Source organism: Ruania alba (assembly GCF_900105765.1).
In the GTDB taxonomy this organism is placed as follows: Bacteria; Actinomycetota; Actinomycetes; order Actinomycetales; family Beutenbergiaceae; genus Ruania; species Ruania alba.
Map to the genome: position 1 here is coordinate 670,596 of NZ_FNTX01000002.1, position 16,327 is coordinate 686,922.

The following is a 16,327-nucleotide window of genomic DNA, read 5'->3' on the forward strand; positions in this document are numbered from 1 at the left end:
AGGTGTACCTGGCCAGTTTCGCCCAGCAACCGCCGGGGCGCCCAGACGGAGGAGACCGCTCATGCCGATGCCACTGTGGTGGGGTCACATCAACAAGCGCCTGTTCAACCGGCGCGCCGTCGCCGGCGGGAAGTGGCCGGTGCTGATCCATACCGGCCGCCGCTCCGGGACCACCTATCGCACGCCTCTCGGCGCGGTCGAGGTGAACGGTGGCTACCTGTTCATCCTGGTGTACGGGTCGGGGGCGGACTGGGTGCGCAATGTGCGCGCGTCCGGGACCGCTCGACTGCTGGTCGACGGCACCGAGCTGGAGCTCGATGCCCCACGCCTCGTCCCGGAGGAGGAAGCGCTCGAAGCAATCCCGGTATCGGAGCGCCCGCCCGGGTTCATGCGCATCACCGAGTTCCTGCGGATGGACCTGGCTGGCCACTGAGGACACAGAAACGGGGTCGGCCAACCGAAACGGTTGACCGACCCCGCATGGATCAGGTGGGGATCACATCCCGGGGGAACCCACCAGGTCCGGGTACTGCTCGAGCCACGCGGACACGCCAGCGGCCGGGTCGTCCGGGTTGTCGTTCACCACGGAGCTCTCCAGGTCGCCGTATTGCGCGTCGTCCAGCGAAATGCCGCCGATCCACTCGGCTACGTCCGGGTACTCGTCCGAGAAGCCGTCCGTGGCAAGGAAGTGCAGCCCTTCGGACTCTCCCAGCGCACCCTCGGGGTCCTCGAGGTCACGAACGCCGTACTCGGCGTTGGCCCAGAACGGACGCCAGAGCGTCACGACGATCTCTTCCTCGGCATTGATCGCGCTCTCCAGCTCGGCGAGCATTGCGGTGGTGGAGGAAGTGGCGAGCTCGAAGCCCGCCTCGTCCAGGCCGTAGGCCGGAATGACACTGTCCTGGCTGGCGGCGGTCAGACCAGCACCCGGCTCGATCCCGATGATCTGGTTGTCGAGCTCGTCGGCGTAGTCCGGAATGTCGGCGATCGAGGTGATCTCGCTGTACTCGGGCACTGCCCAGGTGAGCTTGGCGTTGCCGTAGTAGGTGCCCAGGTCCTCGATGCTGTCGCCGTACTCCTCCATGTACTGCGCGTGCGTGACCTCAGGCCACGCGGAGGGGTAGATGTCGACATCGCCGCCGGCGAGGGCGGTGTACAGGATGCCGGCCTCGGTGAGCTCTTCGTGCTCGACGGTGTAGCCGGCCTCCTCGAGCTTGTTCTCGAGCAGGTAGGCGGTGCTCAGACCGTCGGTCCAGGACGGGATGTAGCCCAGGGTGATGGTGCCCATGTCACCGTCACCGGCGCCTTCTCCCTCCGTCTCCTCTCCGGCGGTGTCCTCACCAGTGGTCTCCTCGGCGTCACCCGAGCCGTCGCCGCAGGCGGCGAGGGTCAGACCAACGGCGGCAGCCATCACGACGGCCGAGGCGCGGCCGCGGCGGGTATGTGCGATTCGCATGTGTTCTCCTTGTGTTGACGACTGTGAGTTTCGTAGTAGTTGCGTAGTGTCGGGCTCAGACCCCGGGTGCGGGTCGACGCGACTTCGCGTCGGCGAGTTCTGCCTTGGCCGACTGGCGACGGCGCCAGGCCGTGCCGATCGAACCGGGAGTCGGCTGACCGATGGCGCCGGTGAGGCGGTCGAGGAAGATCGCGAGGATCACGATGCCGAGACCGGCCTCGAATCCGACCGCGACATCAACGGTGGCCAGCGCACCCGTCACGATCTTCCCGAGGCCGGGCGCGCCGACGAATCCGGCCATGACGGCCATCGACAAGCCGAGCATGATCACCTGGTTCACGCCGGCCATGATGGTCGGCAGCCCCAGCGGCAACTGGATGCCGCGCAGGATCTGACCAGAGGTCCCACCGAAGGCTTCGCCAGCCTCCACGGTCTCGGAGTCGACCTGGCGGATACCGAGCTCGGTGAGCCGCACACCGGGCGGCAACGAGAAGATGATGGTTGCGACCACACCGGGTGCGAAGCCGATGCTGAAGAAGATCACGACGGGCACCAGGTAGACCAGAGCAGGCATCGTCTGCATGAAGTCCAGGACTGGCCGGACGATCGCACTGACGGTCGCGCTCTTCGCGGCCAGAATCCCCACCGGGATGGAGATGATGACCGCGACCAACGTCGCCACGAGCACCATCGACAAGGTCTGCATCGCCGGTTCCCAGACCTCCATGCTGATGATCAGGGTCATGCCCAGCAGCACGAAGACGGCGAACTTCCACGACCGTACCCACGCGGCGAGCACAGCGAAGATCACCGCGAGCACGAGTGCGGGGAGCAACATCAGCAGGTCGGTGAGCTCACCAGCGAGGAAGTTGAACGAGTCACTGATGGCATCAAGCACCACCGGCAGGTTGAGCTTGATCCAATCGACAGCAGCCTCGGCGCCTGCACCCAGCGGAATTTGGGGGATGAAACTCATCGGTCACCTCCAGCTGCGGCATCGACCTCGGAGTCGGTGCTGGTCTCGTTCTCGCTGCCGTTCGGCACAGCGAGTGCGCTCAGGAGAGTCACCCGCGGGATCACGCCGACCAGCGCACCCTTCTCGTTCACGACGGCGAGCGGGCTCCGGTTCTCGGCCGCGTCACCGAACAGTTCTGCCAGCGGGGTGTCCGGGCTCACCTGTGCCACTGCGCGGGAGGGGCGCGGCAGGTTGTCACTGCCCTGACGGATCGCCTCAGCCACGTCGTCCTCCCAGACCACGCCGACGACCTTGCGGTCACGCCCGACCACCAGTAGCGCGCTGGTCTGGTGCTCGCTCATGAGCTTGCGCGCAGCGCGCGGTCCGGACTCGCTGCCGATCACGGCCACTGGGCGCTCCATGACAGCGCCGGCCGTGAGCACACGGGTGCGGTCGACGTCGGCGACGAACTGGGAGACGTATTCAGTGGCAGGCTCGTTCAGGATCTGCTCGGCCGTGCCGATCTGCACGATCTTGCCATCGCGCATCATCGCGATCCGGTCGCCGAGGCGCATCGCCTCGTTCAGGTCGTGGGTGATGAACAGAATCGTCTTGCCCAGCTCGGCCTGAAGCTCGAGCAGCTGATCCTGCATCTCCTTGCGAATCAGCGGGTCGAGGGCGCTGAAAGCCTCATCCATGAGCATGATCTCGGTCCCGGCCGCAAGCGCCCGGGCAAGCCCTACGCGTTGACGCATCCCACCGGAGAGCTCCGAAGGCAGATGCCCGCCCCAGCCGTCGAGACCGACCATCCCGAGCGCCTCGTTAGCGGCCTTCTCCCGGTCCGACCTCGAAAAGCCCCTCAGCTCCAGTGCATAGGCCGCGTTCTCACCGACCGTACGGTGCGGCAGCAAGGCGAAGTGCTGGAACACCATGCTGACCTTGTCCCGCCGCAGCGCGCGCAACCCTGCCGGAGGCAGGTGCGTGACGTCGTCGCCGTCAACGAGCAGCGTGCCCGCTGTCGGTTCCAGCAGTCCATTGACGTTACGGATCAGCGTGGACTTCCCGGAGCCGGAGAGGCCCATGACCACGAAGATCTCACCGGGCTGCACCTCGAAGGTTGCATCGATCACCGCCGCCGTCAGCCCTTCCTTCATGAGCTGCTGACGGGTGGCGCCCTCGCGCAACATCTTCACGCCCCGCTGTGGACGGCGGCCGAAGATCTTGGTCAAACCGGTGGCCTGAATGGCTGACACGGATGCTCCCAGGTAGGGGTCATGGGCACTCACCAGGTAACCCACGGGCTCCCAGCGGCATGTCGGTCGGAGCCCAGCACGGGCTTCACGTCTTCATACGACAGTGATTCAGTCTGCCCTACGCCTATCAGCACCGCACACGGAGTTACCGAATCGATACTCCATGGCGGGATACGTGTGGGTGGCATCACGATCTGACGCTCGGTATGCATCGGGAGCGTGCCCGGGACGGGTTCGATACGTTCACCAGCATGACGATTCCTGCCTCCGGAGTGATGCTTCCCCGCGACCTGAACGCCGATGCCGTACGAGCCTTCGCCAGGCGCGCCGAGGAGCTCGGCTTCGCCGAGTTGTGGGTGGTGGAGGATCTCGGCTTCCGCGGTGGGATTGCGCAGGCCACCCTCGCGCTCTCGGTGACCGGGACGATCCGTGTGGGCCTGGGGATCCTGCCGGTCGGGGCACGCAACGTGGCGTTCACGGCGATGGAGCTGGCCAGCATCGCCCAACTCTTCCCCGGTCGGCTCGATGCCGGGATCGGGCACGGCATGCCGGGATGGATGCGATCAGTAGGCGCGTGGCCGGACCGCCCTCTGACGGCGTTGCGCGAGTACACCTGTGCGTTGCGCGAGCTGCTGCACGGGCGCGCCCTGCCCGGTAGTGACGTGACCCTGGATCCCAGTGCCGTGCCGGCCGAGGCGCCGGACCTGCTGCTCGGGGTGCGCGGGCCAAGGTCGCTCGCGGTCAGCGGACGCATCGCCGACGGGACCGTGCTGGCCGAGCCCTGCGCACCCGCCTACGTTCGCGCCGCTGTGGACCAGATCGCCGCGCCAGGGCCGCACCGGGTGGTGGCCTACAACATCGCGAGCGTGCACGAGGACTCCGCGACCGCCGTCGAGAACGCCCGACCCGCCCTGAGCGTGGTGGGCGAACCGGACTGGGCGCCGCACATCGCCCCGCTGGACATCGCCGCGGAGCTCACGCAGCTGCGGGCACGCAGTGCCTCCCCCGAGGAGTTCGCCCGCTCTCTGCCGAACGCATGGGTCCGCCAGCTCGCCCTGGCGGGCACGCCGGACGAGGTGCGTGCCCGGATGGCCGAGCTCGGCGAGGCCGGGGTGAGGAGCAACGTGCTCATCCCCGTCGGCGAGCCGGTCGAGGCGCTGGAGTTGCTCGCGCAGGTGCTGTGAGCACGGCGCCTGCGGACCGGTCACAGCAGGCCCGGGCACAAGTCCGCTGCCGTCAGGTCCCGCGCGTCCGCATCGACCGGATATCGCACGTCAGGGGTGCGGGCACTCCGGAATCCGCACCCGTCCGCGGACAGGCCCGTCGACCAGGACGTGCTCGCCGCACTGCACCCGGGCCGAGCGACCGTCGCCGCGCCCGGTCAGCTCGATCGTCAACCGATGCGACCCGACCGGCAACTCCGCGAGGCGCAGCTGTCCCAGGCCTATCTCCAACGGCTCCAGGAAGAGACCGTCATCCTCGACCCGGAGGCCCGCGACATAGCGCACGATCACGTCGATCAGAAAGGAGTGGTTGTAGTCCGGCTCATCACTGATCGGCTCGCCGGTGAGCCCGTCGTAGTGCTCGACGAGATACGGCACGGCAACATCGCCGTCACGGAAGTGCTGGCGCGCGAGCGCCCAGAACCCGGAGGCGAACTCGTCGACGAGATCCGCATCGTCCGCACTGGCGGTCCGTGCGATGGCGTCCAGGGTGATGGCGGTGGTGTACGGCCAGCTCGGGCCGTTCCACATGCAGCCATTGCGCCCCTTGATGAAGTTGCCCAGCCAGCCCCCGGCAGGCCGGAACGCCGGGCAGTCCTGAGCGACGGACGGGTACGGCTCCGCGCCGCCGAAGTAGCCCGGCGCCAGCGCCCGGCGCAGGCCGGCGGTGTGGCGTTCGTCGGTCAGGCCGGCCCACCAGGGGTAGAAGCCGACGACGTTGCGCACCATGGCCCGCTCATCCGTGCGGTGGTGCAGGTCGTAGAAGAACTCCGTGCCCGGGTCCCACTGCTTGGCGAGGATCGAGGCAGCGAGCCGCCGGGCCAGATCACGGAACTCCTGCTCGTCCGGGTCCTGCCGTGCCGCGCACAGCGCCACCACACCCTTCGCGTTCAGGTACTGGTAGACCGCCCGATCGACGCGCTTCAACGGAGTGAAGGTGGTCTTGTCCTTGGGGTCGGCCGGATAGTCGTGGAAGTACCAGTAGCTCGGCTGGTACTCCTTGCCGGTTCGCTTGTGGTCGTGCACGACGGAGAGCTCATCGTCGGAGGTGACCATCTCCCGGTGCTCGCCGCGGACCTGCTCCTTCGCCGCGACCAGCACGGCATCCGGCACCGATGCGGCGCCGTGCAGCTGCGCGAACAGCGCCATCGCCCAGCCGAAGTAGTTGGCGTACGGCTTCATCTGCTCGCGGACCGTGTGTGAGTAGAGCTGCCCGTCCGTGCCCTGCAGCCGGGCCGCCGAGGACAACACCTCGATGGTGTCGGCCGGATCGGCCCGCCAGCGCAGATCCTGCACGTGCAGCGAGGTGGAGAGCGGGATGACCTTGCTGAACTCCCAGCCCGTGGGCCGCCAGGGCGCCTTGGTCATCTTGTGCGACCTGCCCTCGTACATAACCGTCCCGGGCAGGTGGCCCAAGCCAGGCTCACTCATCGAGTTGCGCAGGATGTACCAGCGATAGGCCCACAGCCGGTTCAGCAGCTCGTTGTCGGAGACCAGGGTCGGCACCGAGGCGTACCAGTGCTGATACTCGCGCCGGTGCGCCGCCAGCAGCTCCACACCGCTCTCCTCAGCGACTGGGACGGTTCCGGTGGCCGGGCCTTCCGGCAGGGTTGGGTCCGTTGCCGAGGCCTTACCGGGCAGGTGGCGCACGGTCGCCACGATGGTCAGGTGGCACTCCTGACCTGCCTCGAGCTGGATCCCGGCCCAGAGGTCCGCACGCGAGGCCTCGAGATGGACCAGCAGCGTGAAGTCGTGCTGGTCGATGTAGCGCCGGCCGCGAAGGTCGGCAGTGTCGGAGATCAGGTCCCGGTCGTAGTCGGCGCGCAATGTGATCGGCGCACTGCCCTGGTTGCGCCAGTGCTGGATCGAGACGGCGCAGTCGTCCCACGTGATGAACCGCGTCTCGGTCAGCTGAGCATCGCCGAACCGTTGCGTGGTGCGTAGGCGCGAGGGCAGCCACTGGCCGTCGCTGCGCTGCGGATCAGGTGCGCAGTTCGGCCTCACGGTGAACAGCAGCGGCATGTTGAGCTTATGGATGTAGTCGATCCGACCGGCGAACCCGGGCTGATCATCGAGGTAGTCCACCCACAACCGGCGACCGGCCGGGCCGAGCAGCAGGGTGCCCGGACGGGTGCGGAGCCCGCGATGCGGTCCCGTCAGCGACGCATCGATGTCCATATCCTCAACCCAGGTGTCGGTGGTTCGGTCCCGCAGGTGCGGCTCAACGGGCGTACTGCGGCGAGGTGGACAGCAGCACTCCGGTGGCGGCGTCGATCGCGGCACGTACCTCGGCATCCAGCCCGCCGCGACCGAGCGCTTCGATGTTCGCCCTCAGCTGTTCCGGTGTGGAGGCGCCTATCAGGATGGCGCTCACGCCCGGGGTGCCGATCAGCCATCGCAACGCCAGCTCGGCCATAGGCACTGCGGCCTGCGCGGCGATCGCCCGCAGTTCCTCCAGCGCCGTGAACTGGGCGTGGTTCCAATACCGCTTCCGGTACATCGCCGCCAGTGCGGAGGTGCCAAAGCGCCCCGACTCGGGCTCGTCGTCGTGTCGGTACCGGCCGGTGAGCAAGCCACCGGCCAGCGGGTTGTACACGACCGTCTCGATGTCACGGTCGACGGCGTAGGGCAGGAACTCGAGTTCAAGTCGCCGGGCGAGGGCGCTGTAGAGCTGTTGGGCACGCCGCGGCTCCGGCAGGCCGAGGCGCGCGCTCAGCGCCTGGATCTCCACCATCTCCCAGGCGGAGTAGTTCGAGAGACCGAAGCGCGCGGCCAGCCCCCGGTCCAGCACCTCGGCAACGCCGGTGAGTGTGTCCTCCAGCTCGGTGCTGCGATCGGGCTGGTGCAGGTAGAGGGTATCGAGGGCACGGCCCACGCGTTCCACACTCGCCTCCGCCGAGGCGACGATCGCCGCGCTGCTCAACGGACCACGGTCCGGCGCGGTGGCCGGCTGCATCCCCACCTTGGAGGACACCGCCACACCCTCGCCACCCTCGGCGAGCACCCGGCCGACGATCGGTTCACCGGCACCTCCCGCATAGGTGTTCGCGGTATCGATCTCCTCGATCCCCGCTGCGACCGCTGCCTCGACGATGGCCCGTGCCCTCACTTCCGGCACCGTGTCCCCGAACGGCATCGTGCCGAGCACCAGTCGGGTGGGCTCGGATCGCAGCCCTGCGCCGGATTCCACGTCGACCATGACTCCTCCGTCGAAGTATCGCGCACTTTGCGCAACGAAACTAGCACAGAACGCGCACTACGTGAGAAGATCGCACTGCCACAACGGCTTCGGCTCACTCGAACGGAAGGGCACGCGGATGGCCAGCAAGACAGAACGGCGCCGCGAGGAGATCGTCGCGCGGGCCGCCGCGATGGGCCTGGCCAACGTGGACGATCTTGCCGCGCGCTTCGACGTCACCGCCTCCACGATCCGCCGGGACCTCGCCCTGCTGAGCCGGTCCGGCCGACTTGCCCGCACCTACGGCGGCGCGATCGCCCCGAGTGACCGAGCGGAAACCTCATTGCTGCAGCGTGAGCGCGAGGGGTTCGACGCGAAATCGGCGATCGCGCGCTGGGCAGCAGCCCAGGTCCAGGCCAAGGAGTCGATCCTGCTCGACGCCGGCTCCACGGTCGCCCTGCTCGCCCGCCAGCTGCCCACTCTGGATGCCGTCACGGTCACTACGGCCAGCGTCCCGGTGATCAGCCTGCTGCGCTCGCGTCCCGACCTGAACCTGGTATCCCTCGGTGGGCGCCTGCGCGAGCTGTCCGATGCGTTCGTCGGGCCATTGACCGAACAGAATCTGGAGCGGCTGACATTCGACCGTCTCTTCCTCGGCACCGACGGCGTCAGCACGGACGGGGCGATCTGCGAGGCAGAACTCGATCAGACCCGGCTGAAGGAACTGATGGCTCGGCAGTCCCGGCACGTCTACGTACTGGCGCACTCGGCCAAGCTCGGCCGGGCGCCGTTCCACAGCTGGGCGAGGATCGAACAGCCATGGACCCTCGTCACCGATGACGGCGCAGATCCGGACTTCCTCAAGGCGTTCCGGTCCGACGAGCGGGAGGTCGTCCTCACCTCGGCGGTCGACGCGGCACAGCAATGACAGTGGCGCAGGTCTGGGCGGACGACCTCACCGGCGCGGCCGAGGCTGCACACACCTGGCAGAACGCATCGGGCGGCGACATCCGGATCCTGCTCGGGATACCGGAACGGCCCACACCGGAGTCCAGGACGGTCTGCGACCTGGACCTGCGGCACAGCACCGACGCCGAGGTGCGGGCACGACTCGAGCCCGCAGCCGACCAGCTGGACGGGCACACGTCACTATTCTTCAAGGTGGACTCCCAGCTCCGTGGCCCGGTACGCACCTACCTGGAGGTGCTCCTGGACACCGGCCGACCGGTGGTGCTCTCCGCGGCCAACCCCGCTCTGGGCCGGATCACTGCCGACGGCCGCCATCACGTTCCGGACGCGGCCGGCGGGGGCCCGCCAGCCGAGCTGCGCTCAGTATTCGCCGGTCTGCCACACCACCATCTCGGTGCCGCCGAGTACGACCAGATCCCCAGCCTCCTCACCGGGGATACGCCCACCCTGGTGACCGCCGACGTGTCCAGCGGTGCGGACCTGGCCCGGCTGGCCCGGTCCTGCCGCAGCGGCCCCCGGCTGCACGCCGCCGGATCCGCACCATTCCTCGACGCGCTGGCCCGGAGCGAGGTGAGCGGGCGCGGACCGGCCGCAGGAACCGGCGTGCCGTCGCGCCCGGTGCAACAACTGTTCGCTGTGCTCGGCACCACAGAACCGACCGGCCATGCTCAGGTGCAGGCGCTGCGTGAGCGTGACCCGCGGACCGCCCTGGTCACGGCACCGGCCACCGAGGACACCCGTGCGATAGCGGAGTCCGCTCGCCACGTGCGGGCTGCCCTGGCACGCGGCGTACACGCCGTACTGACGCCGCCACCGGACCACACCGCCGCCGGCCACCGCACGGCTGAGGCCATGGCCGCGCTGGCCGCCACGTGTCGCGCAGCGCTGCCCGGTGCGGGAGCCGACGTCTGCCTCTACCTCAGCGGTGGGTACACCGCGCGCCGGGTACTGGACCGGCTCGGCTTCACCGAACTACGCCTCATCCCCGGCACGCACGACGTCGTGGCCCACCTGGTGGCGCCGGATGGCAGGACCGTCCTGACCAAGCCGGGCAGTTACGGCGACCGGAACACCCTGATCGACCTGACCCGACCTGCACCCTCCTGCGACACACCGACCCCTGACAAGGAGACCTCTGGTGGACTCACCTGACCGCACCCCGTCCCTGCCCGTGATCGCCGTGACGATGGGCGATCCGGCCGGCGTCGGACCCGAGATCTGCGCGAGCGCTCTCACCAGCACCGAGGTACTGGCAGTGTGCCGCCCCGTGCTGATCGGGGACATCCCACGGATGATCCACGCCGCGAGGTTGATGGGCGTCACCCAACCGATCCGGGAGGTCCAGCACCCGAGCGAGACCGTCGGCCACGACAACGCCCTCCACGTGATTCAGGTAGGTGAGCTGCCCGCTGACCTGCCGTTCGGCGAGGTCAGCCCGGTGGCCGGTCATGCGGCCTACACCTACATCGAGCGCGCCGCCCGCTACGCCACGGACCACGACGTGGCCGCGATCGCCACGGCGCCGCTCAACAAGGCTGCTCTGCACGCAGGCGGCCACGTGTTCCCAGGGCACACGGAACTGCTCGCGCACCTGACCGGGGCACCGGAGGTGTCGATGATGCTGAGCACGCCGACCCTGAACGTCATTCACGTGACCACGCACATCGGTCTGGTCGATGCGGTCCACCGGATCGATCCGCCGCTGGTGCAGCGCACCATCAGCCGCGGTATCGATGCGCTGGAACGGGCCGGGATCGCGCGCCCGAAGGTCGGCGTGTGTGGGATCAACCCGCACGCGGGTGAGGACGGGCTGTTCGGCTACGGCGAAGAAGCGGAGAAGATCCAGCCCGCGATCGACGAGCTCCTCGCCCTCGGCCATGACGTGCACGGCCCGCTGCCCGCTGACACCGCCTTCTTCCTGGCCACCCGGGGAGACTTCGACCTGATCGTGGCGATGTACCACGACCAGGGTCACGGTCCGGTGAAGGTGCTCGGCATCGACGACGGCGTGAACATCACCGTCGGCCTGCCGGTGATCCGCACCTCGGTGGACCACGGCACCGCCTTCGACATCGCCGGCACCGGCACCGTCACGACCGCCAGCATGGCCGAAGCACTGCGTCAGGCGGCAACGCTGGCCGAGCGAACTCCCGGCAGCGCCTGAGCAGACACACCAATGGCGCCGCGCAGGAGGACCTGCGCGGCGCCGTCGACGGGCGGACCCTCAGTCGGTGAAGAAGTACTGCTCCGGGTTGGTCGGGCCGGGCGGCTGGTAGCCGACGTCACCCGGGATCGCATCCGGCACGTTGGTCCCCATGTTGTTCTTCACGATCCCGTAGCCGTCCGGCTGCGTGCAGATCCCGATGTAGAAGAACTGGTCCTTGGCGATGTCCAGGATCTCCCGCGCCAGCTCGATCGCCCGGTCGGCGTCATAGGTCGTGCGCATCTCGTCGAACAACGCCAACTGGTGCTGGATGATCTCAGGCGGCTCCACGCTGCTCTCGCCGCGGTACCACTGGGCCCAGTCGTGACCGTAGCGCGAGGATCCTCGCGGGTTCGACGGCACGAAGTAGTGGTTCGAGCCCTGCGTGGCGCGGATCTCGAACCCGCCAGCCGTCCAGGTGGACAGCTCGGCCTGGTTCGCCTCAACCCGCTCCCAATACAGGGTCTCCGCCAGCGGGGTGACGTTGACCTCCACGCCGACCTCCGCCCAGTCCTCCTTGATCATCTCGAACGCATCGAGTTGGTCGGGCATGGTCGACGGCACCAGGACCGTCATGGTGATCCGCTCGCCCTCGCTGAGCCGGAAGCCGTCGCCGTCCTTCTCGGTGTAGCCCGCGCGGTCCAACGCCTCGTTCGCCAGTTCCACCGAATACTCGGTGAACTGCGTACCGAACTCCTCGTCGAAGGCCGGGTGACCTTCCACCGGGGCGCACTGCCAGGGAATCGTCTGGCTGCCGTAGATGGTGTCGATGATGCGCTGCCGGTTGATGGCGTGGGACAGCCCGACCCGGAAGTCCTTGTTCGCGTAGATCTCTCGCTTGCGGTCGTCCTCCAGGTTCTGGTTGAAGCCGATCACCATGGCGTTCGGGCCCTGCGGAGACACGCTGAACAGCCGGTAGTCACCGCTCTCCTGGTTGTCCGAGACGACGGGTAGGTTTCGGATGCTGTCGAAGTTGCGCATCTGCATGTCGAGCTCACCGTTGGTGATCTTGAGCAGCTCGACCTCGATGTCCTGCAAGACCTCACAGCGGATCGAGTCGATGTAGGGCAGCTGGCTGCCGTCCGGATCGACCTTCCAGTAGTAGGGGTTGCGCTCCGCCTCGACATAGCTGCCATCGCCAAGCGCTGCGGTGAGCTTCCAGGCATGGAGGGTGGGCCGGTCCACGTCGGTGAACTCTTCGCTCTTGGATTCCCAGAGCTGAATCCAGTCGTCGAGGCTGTTCTCGGCGACGACGTCGTCGAGGTTGTCCGCGTACAGCTCGTGGAACTGCTCGAAATGGTGCTTGGGCAGCACCATCGGGGTTCCGGACGCGAGCTCCTCGAGGAAGCCCGGCTTCGGGTCGTCGAAGACGTACCGGATCACATTGCCATCGCTCTCGAAGGTGCCCGGCTTCTCCGGATCGTTCACATTCGTCCAGAGCGTGTAGATCCCGCCGGGGTGCAGTCCCTCGTAGATGTTGACGTCCTCGAAGGCGAACCTGAAGTCCTCAGCGGTGACCGGCTCACCGTCGGACCACTTCATCCCCTCTCGGAGCGTGAACTGAAACACCCGGCCGCCCTCGAGCTCTTCGAAGCTCTCGCAGATGTTCGGGATGATCTCGCTGGTACCCGGCTGGTCTGTCCATCCCGGGATCCACCGGATCAGCGGCTCGTAGCCGATGCTCTGCGTGAGCCAGGTCCGGTCCTCCTCGGTGATGATTGCCGAGCGCCAGGTGCCGCCGTACTGGCCGATCTGGCTGTGCGGCTCAACCACCAGCGGTGTGCTCGGCAGCCGCTCCTCGACCGGTGGCAGATCGCCGGCCTCCACCTGGGCAGCCAGTGACGGCGCCTCCGCGCCCTTCGGTCCGGCGTTGCCGCCGGCGTTCTCACCTTGCGCAGGGTCGGTGTCAAAGAACGAACAGCCGGCCAACGAGGCGCCGGCAGCAAGCCCGCCTCCGGTCAACAGCAGGGACCGGCGACTGACAGCACTCGACCAGAGGCGGTCTCGGGTTCCCGATTCAGCAGTGGGTGGAAACATCATCGTTCTCCTCTTCATTGTGGGGACGGTATGCCAGGGGGCGGGGTCGGTTCAGGTGCGGTCGCCAGTCGGACTCTCCAGCCGGTCAACGGCCGGGAGCACGTGCTCGTCCAGGTGCCGGCGGTTCTCGGTCGAGAGCTGCGTGAGGGGCGCGGCGCTGAGATCGCAGTCGATCCGCCCCTGCCGAGCCAGCACGTACTTGTAGACGGTGGCGGTCAGACCAGGGCCCGGGCTGGTACCCGGAGGGTTCAGCAGCTCGATCAGGTCCTCGCTCTGCTCCTGCATGGCAAGAACGAGTGCCCACTCTCCGGCCCGGGCAGCCTCGTACTGGCGCACCAAGTGACCCGGGGTGAGGTTCCCGGTCGACGAGACCGAGCCGGCAGCTCCGAGCAGGTAGCCGAGGTCGGCGACGCTCGAGCCGCCGGTGAGGCAGGGCAGCGAGACACCGGCGGCACGGAGCCGCCGCTGCAACTGGCGGAACCAGACCATGTTCGAGCCGCTGTCCTTGGCTCCGCAGAGCACGCCCTCGACGGTGAGCTCGACGATCGAGTCGATGGTCAGGGTGGCGGGGATGAACTGGGGCAGGTGGTAGGCGAGGACGGGGCCGCCGACTGCCCGTGCAATCGAGCGATAGTGGCGTTTGAGCTCCTCCTGGCCGAATCCGACGAAGTACGGCGGGAGGACCGAGACGAAGGCCGCACCGGCGGCGATCGCTTCCCGTGCATGGCGCACCGCGAGCCGCGTCGAGGTGTCCCCGACATGTGCCACCACCGGCACTCGACCCGCTGCGGCTTTCACACACTGGCGCACCACCTCGGCTCGCAGCTCTCCGTCCAGGGCGTAGAACTCGCCGGTGGCGCCGTTCGCCCAGAGCCCGTGCACGCCGGCTGCCACCAGGTGGCTGACGAGTGACTGCAACGAGGGCGAGTCCACCTCGCCGTCCGGGGTCATCGGCAGTACGACCGGGGGAAGCACGCCGTACAGGTCGTCGGAAGAGGTCTCGTCAGAAGGTGTGAATGCCACTGGCATGTAGGCCATCTTTCGGCCCACACCAGCAACTTGTCAACCACAGCAGCGACCATGAGGCACTGACGGAGCACACTTCTGCCGGGAACAGCGTCACGCTGGAAGTCGAATGGCATACCATGGGGCGGGAGCGGGACGGACGTTGACGCTCAGTTGCTGGTGCCGATGGGAGGAACTAGGTGGCAAGGTCGACGGCCAGATTGCGGCCGCAGGAACCGGAGAGCCAAAAAACGCTGGAGAACCGTGCACACGACGCGCTGGTGACCTGGCTGACCGAGGAGCACCCGCAACCCGGTCAGACGGTGCCGATCCGAGAGTTCTCCCGGATGCTCGGGATGAGCCGCACACCGGTGCGTAGCGCTGTAGGCCGGCTGCACGAGCGCGGTCTACTCTCCTACGACTCCATCGCAGGTTTCACCGTGGCGGTCCCCTCGCTCAGCTCGCTGTACGAGCTCTTTGAGCTTCGCCTGATGATCGAATCGCACAGCCTGCGCCGGTATACCGAGCAGGAAGGGCCCACGGTGCCGCAGTTCCTGGATGATCTGGTCGCCGAAGCGACCGAGCTCGCCGAGGGTGCGATCCAGGACACGGCGCAGTACATCGCGTTCCGCGAGAACGACAGCAGGTTCCACCGCACTCTGGTGGAGATGTCCGGCCTGCCCCGCCTGCTCGCACTGCATGACGACCTGCACTTGAGCATCCACGTCACCCGCGCCGGCCTGGAAGCCCCGATGAATCGCGAGCGACTGGACGCCGCCGTCGACGAGCACCGCAAGATCGTCGAAGCGCTCAGGGCCGGCGACGGCCTGGCTGCCCGTGAGGCGCTCGAGTCGCACATCCTCCGGGTCCGAGACCAGACGATCGTCTTCCTCTCCCGCCCACGGCCCACGGTCGGCGGGAGCTACGCCCGATGAGCGTGACACGTCCCCGTCCCGTGGTGGACCCCGCGATCGAGGCGACCTACGGGCCGTCCTGGCGGACAATGCCCGAAGAAGCTGTCGGCGTCGACGTCGATCAACTGATCACGGTCCGCTCAGCAACGGACGTTCTCGACCGGCGGCGGCGCCTGATCGACAAGCTCTGGAAGGGGGCCGGGCTACCCACGTCAGTTCCGCGAATCGACCGCGACGCCTCGGTTCCCGAACTGGACTCCCTCCCGCACGACGGCGTGGACCGGGCCACCCTGACGATGGCGAACGGGCTCACGTCGACCAGCTATCTGGCTCACCCTCGCCGTCCGGTGCCGGGACGCTTCGGCATATTCCTCGCCGGACACGGCAACGGCCGCAAGCCGGTATACCACCTGCCACAGCTCGCCGTGATGCGCACCTTCCTGGAGCGGGGCTACCGGGTCGCAGCAGTGGACATGCCTCTCCAGGGCTGGAACTCCCCGGACATGGACCCGCCCGCAGCCGGTGGCCCACTGCCTACCGATCCGGCGAGCCACGAGCGATTTGCCGCCTACGAAGGTCCGGATTTCTGTGCGGCCACCTACTATCTCGATCCGGTCATCACCCTGATCAACCACGTCGCAGAACTCGATCCACTGACCGAGGTGGCGACCTTCGGTTTCTCCGGTGGCGCGTGGACGACCGTGCTGCACGCCGCGATCGACCCCCGGGTCACGCTGAGTGTCCAGGTGGCCGGAACCTGGCCGTTCTACCTCCGCCCCCACCCCGCTCACCACCCGAACTTCGGTGACTGGGAACAGCGCCGGGAGAGCCTGCCGGAGCTCTACGACATCGCCGGCTATCTCGATCTCTACGTCGTGGGGTCGACCGGCGCGGGACGACGTCAGCTGCAGATCCTGAACCGGTTCGACCCGTCCTGCTTCCCCGGAGTCGGGCACCGCAGCTACGCCCAGCCGGTGCGCGATCGGGCCACACTCCTGGGCGGGGATTGGGAGGTCGTCGACGATGCCACGCACGGCAAGCATCAGGTCTCGCCCTACGCCGTCTCGCTGCTCGCGCACGAGTTGGACCGGCGCTCCGGGCGCGGCTAAGACGCTACGGGCCCCGGTTCGTCGA

General features: G+C 67.8%; 14 protein-coding genes. 7 read left to right on the plus strand and 7 right to left on the minus strand.

Going from position 1 to position 16,327, the window contains the following annotated elements:
• Window positions 1-61 precede the first annotated feature (61 nt).
• Entirely contained in the window at window positions 62-433 is a 372-nt protein-coding gene (locus tag BLU77_RS13590) for a nitroreductase family deazaflavin-dependent oxidoreductase (RefSeq protein WP_089773651.1), read from the plus strand.
• A gap of 63 nt (window positions 434-496) precedes the next feature.
• Here BLU77_RS13590 and BLU77_RS13595 read toward each other — a convergent pair whose 3' ends face one another.
• From BLU77_RS13595 to BLU77_RS13605, 3 genes are read right to left on the minus strand one after another with little or no spacing between them, the layout of a single operon-like run.
• Window positions 497-1,456: a glycine betaine ABC transporter substrate-binding protein gene (locus BLU77_RS13595; RefSeq protein ID WP_089773652.1), complete on the minus strand. Its 960-nt coding sequence runs from the start codon at window positions 1,454-1,456 to the stop codon at window positions 497-499.
• Window positions 1,457-1,511: 55 nt separating this feature from the next.
• Window positions 1,512-2,432: an ABC transporter permease gene (locus BLU77_RS13600; RefSeq protein ID WP_089773653.1), complete on the minus strand. Its 921-nt coding sequence runs from the start codon at window positions 2,430-2,432 to the stop codon at window positions 1,512-1,514.
• Entirely contained in the window at window positions 2,429-3,664 is a 1,236-nt protein-coding gene (locus tag BLU77_RS13605; RefSeq protein WP_089775782.1) for a quaternary amine ABC transporter ATP-binding protein, read from the minus strand. The genes BLU77_RS13600 and BLU77_RS13605 overlap by 4 nt, the downstream gene beginning before the upstream one ends.
• 251 nt (window positions 3,665-3,915) lie before the next feature.
• On the opposite strand from BLU77_RS13605, the gene BLU77_RS13610 reads away from it, so the two are divergent.
• The gene (locus tag BLU77_RS13610; protein ID WP_089775784.1) at window positions 3,916-4,848 is read left to right on the plus strand and encodes an LLM class flavin-dependent oxidoreductase; all 933 of its coding nucleotides are present in this window, start codon (window positions 3,916-3,918) and stop codon (window positions 4,846-4,848) included.
• A 90-nt stretch (window positions 4,849-4,938) separates the two neighbouring features.
• On the opposite strand, the gene BLU77_RS13615 is transcribed toward BLU77_RS13610, so the two are convergent.
• Entirely contained in the window at window positions 4,939-7,065 is a 2,127-nt protein-coding gene (locus BLU77_RS13615) for an MGH1-like glycoside hydrolase domain-containing protein (RefSeq protein ID WP_089773654.1), read from the minus strand.
• Between the two features lie 43 nt (window positions 7,066-7,108).
• Window positions 7,109-8,086 carry an aldo/keto reductase gene (locus tag BLU77_RS13620; RefSeq protein WP_089773655.1) on the minus strand — a complete coding sequence of 326 codons (978 nt, stop codon included), beginning with the start codon at window positions 8,084-8,086 and terminating at the stop codon, window positions 7,109-7,111.
• A gap of 118 nt (window positions 8,087-8,204) precedes the next feature.
• Here BLU77_RS13620 and BLU77_RS13625 point away from each other — a divergent pair, with 118 nt between their 5' ends.
• The 3 genes from BLU77_RS13625 to pdxA are packed head-to-tail and all read left to right on the plus strand — an operon-like array spanning window position 8,205 to window position 11,198.
• The gene (locus BLU77_RS13625; RefSeq protein WP_089773656.1) at window positions 8,205-8,993 is read left to right on the plus strand and encodes a DeoR/GlpR family DNA-binding transcription regulator; all 789 of its coding nucleotides are present in this window, start codon (window positions 8,205-8,207) and stop codon (window positions 8,991-8,993) included.
• Window positions 8,990-10,186, plus strand: coding sequence for a four-carbon acid sugar kinase family protein (locus BLU77_RS13630; RefSeq protein WP_089773657.1), 1,197 nt, complete (start codon window positions 8,990-8,992; stop codon window positions 10,184-10,186). Before BLU77_RS13625 ends, BLU77_RS13630 begins: the two co-directional genes overlap by 4 nt.
• Entirely contained in the window at window positions 10,173-11,198 is a 1,026-nt protein-coding gene (pdxA, locus tag BLU77_RS13635) for a 4-hydroxythreonine-4-phosphate dehydrogenase PdxA (protein WP_245708861.1), read from the plus strand. Before BLU77_RS13630 ends, pdxA begins: the two co-directional genes overlap by 14 nt.
• 60 nt (window positions 11,199-11,258) lie before the next feature.
• On the opposite strand, the gene BLU77_RS13640 is transcribed toward pdxA, so the two are convergent.
• Window positions 11,259-13,274 (minus strand): ABC transporter substrate-binding protein, encoded by a 2,016-nt coding sequence (locus BLU77_RS13640; RefSeq protein WP_175477102.1) that lies wholly within the window; start codon window positions 13,272-13,274, stop codon window positions 11,259-11,261.
• 51 nt (window positions 13,275-13,325) lie between these two features.
• A complete protein-coding gene (locus tag BLU77_RS13645) occupies window positions 13,326-14,303 on the minus strand; it encodes a dihydrodipicolinate synthase family protein (protein ID WP_175477103.1) in 978 nt (325 codons plus the stop codon).
• 176 nt (window positions 14,304-14,479) lie between these two features.
• Between BLU77_RS13645 and BLU77_RS13650 the strand changes: the two genes are divergently transcribed.
• Window positions 14,480-15,214, plus strand: coding sequence for a GntR family transcriptional regulator (locus BLU77_RS13650; protein ID WP_089773660.1), 735 nt, complete (start codon window positions 14,480-14,482; stop codon window positions 15,212-15,214).
• Complete coding sequence (locus tag BLU77_RS13655) at window positions 15,211-16,302, plus strand: hypothetical protein (protein ID WP_139177768.1); 1,092 nt, start codon at window positions 15,211-15,213, stop codon at window positions 16,300-16,302. Before BLU77_RS13650 ends, BLU77_RS13655 begins: the two co-directional genes overlap by 4 nt.
• The last annotated feature ends 25 nt before the right edge of the window (window positions 16,303-16,327 follow it).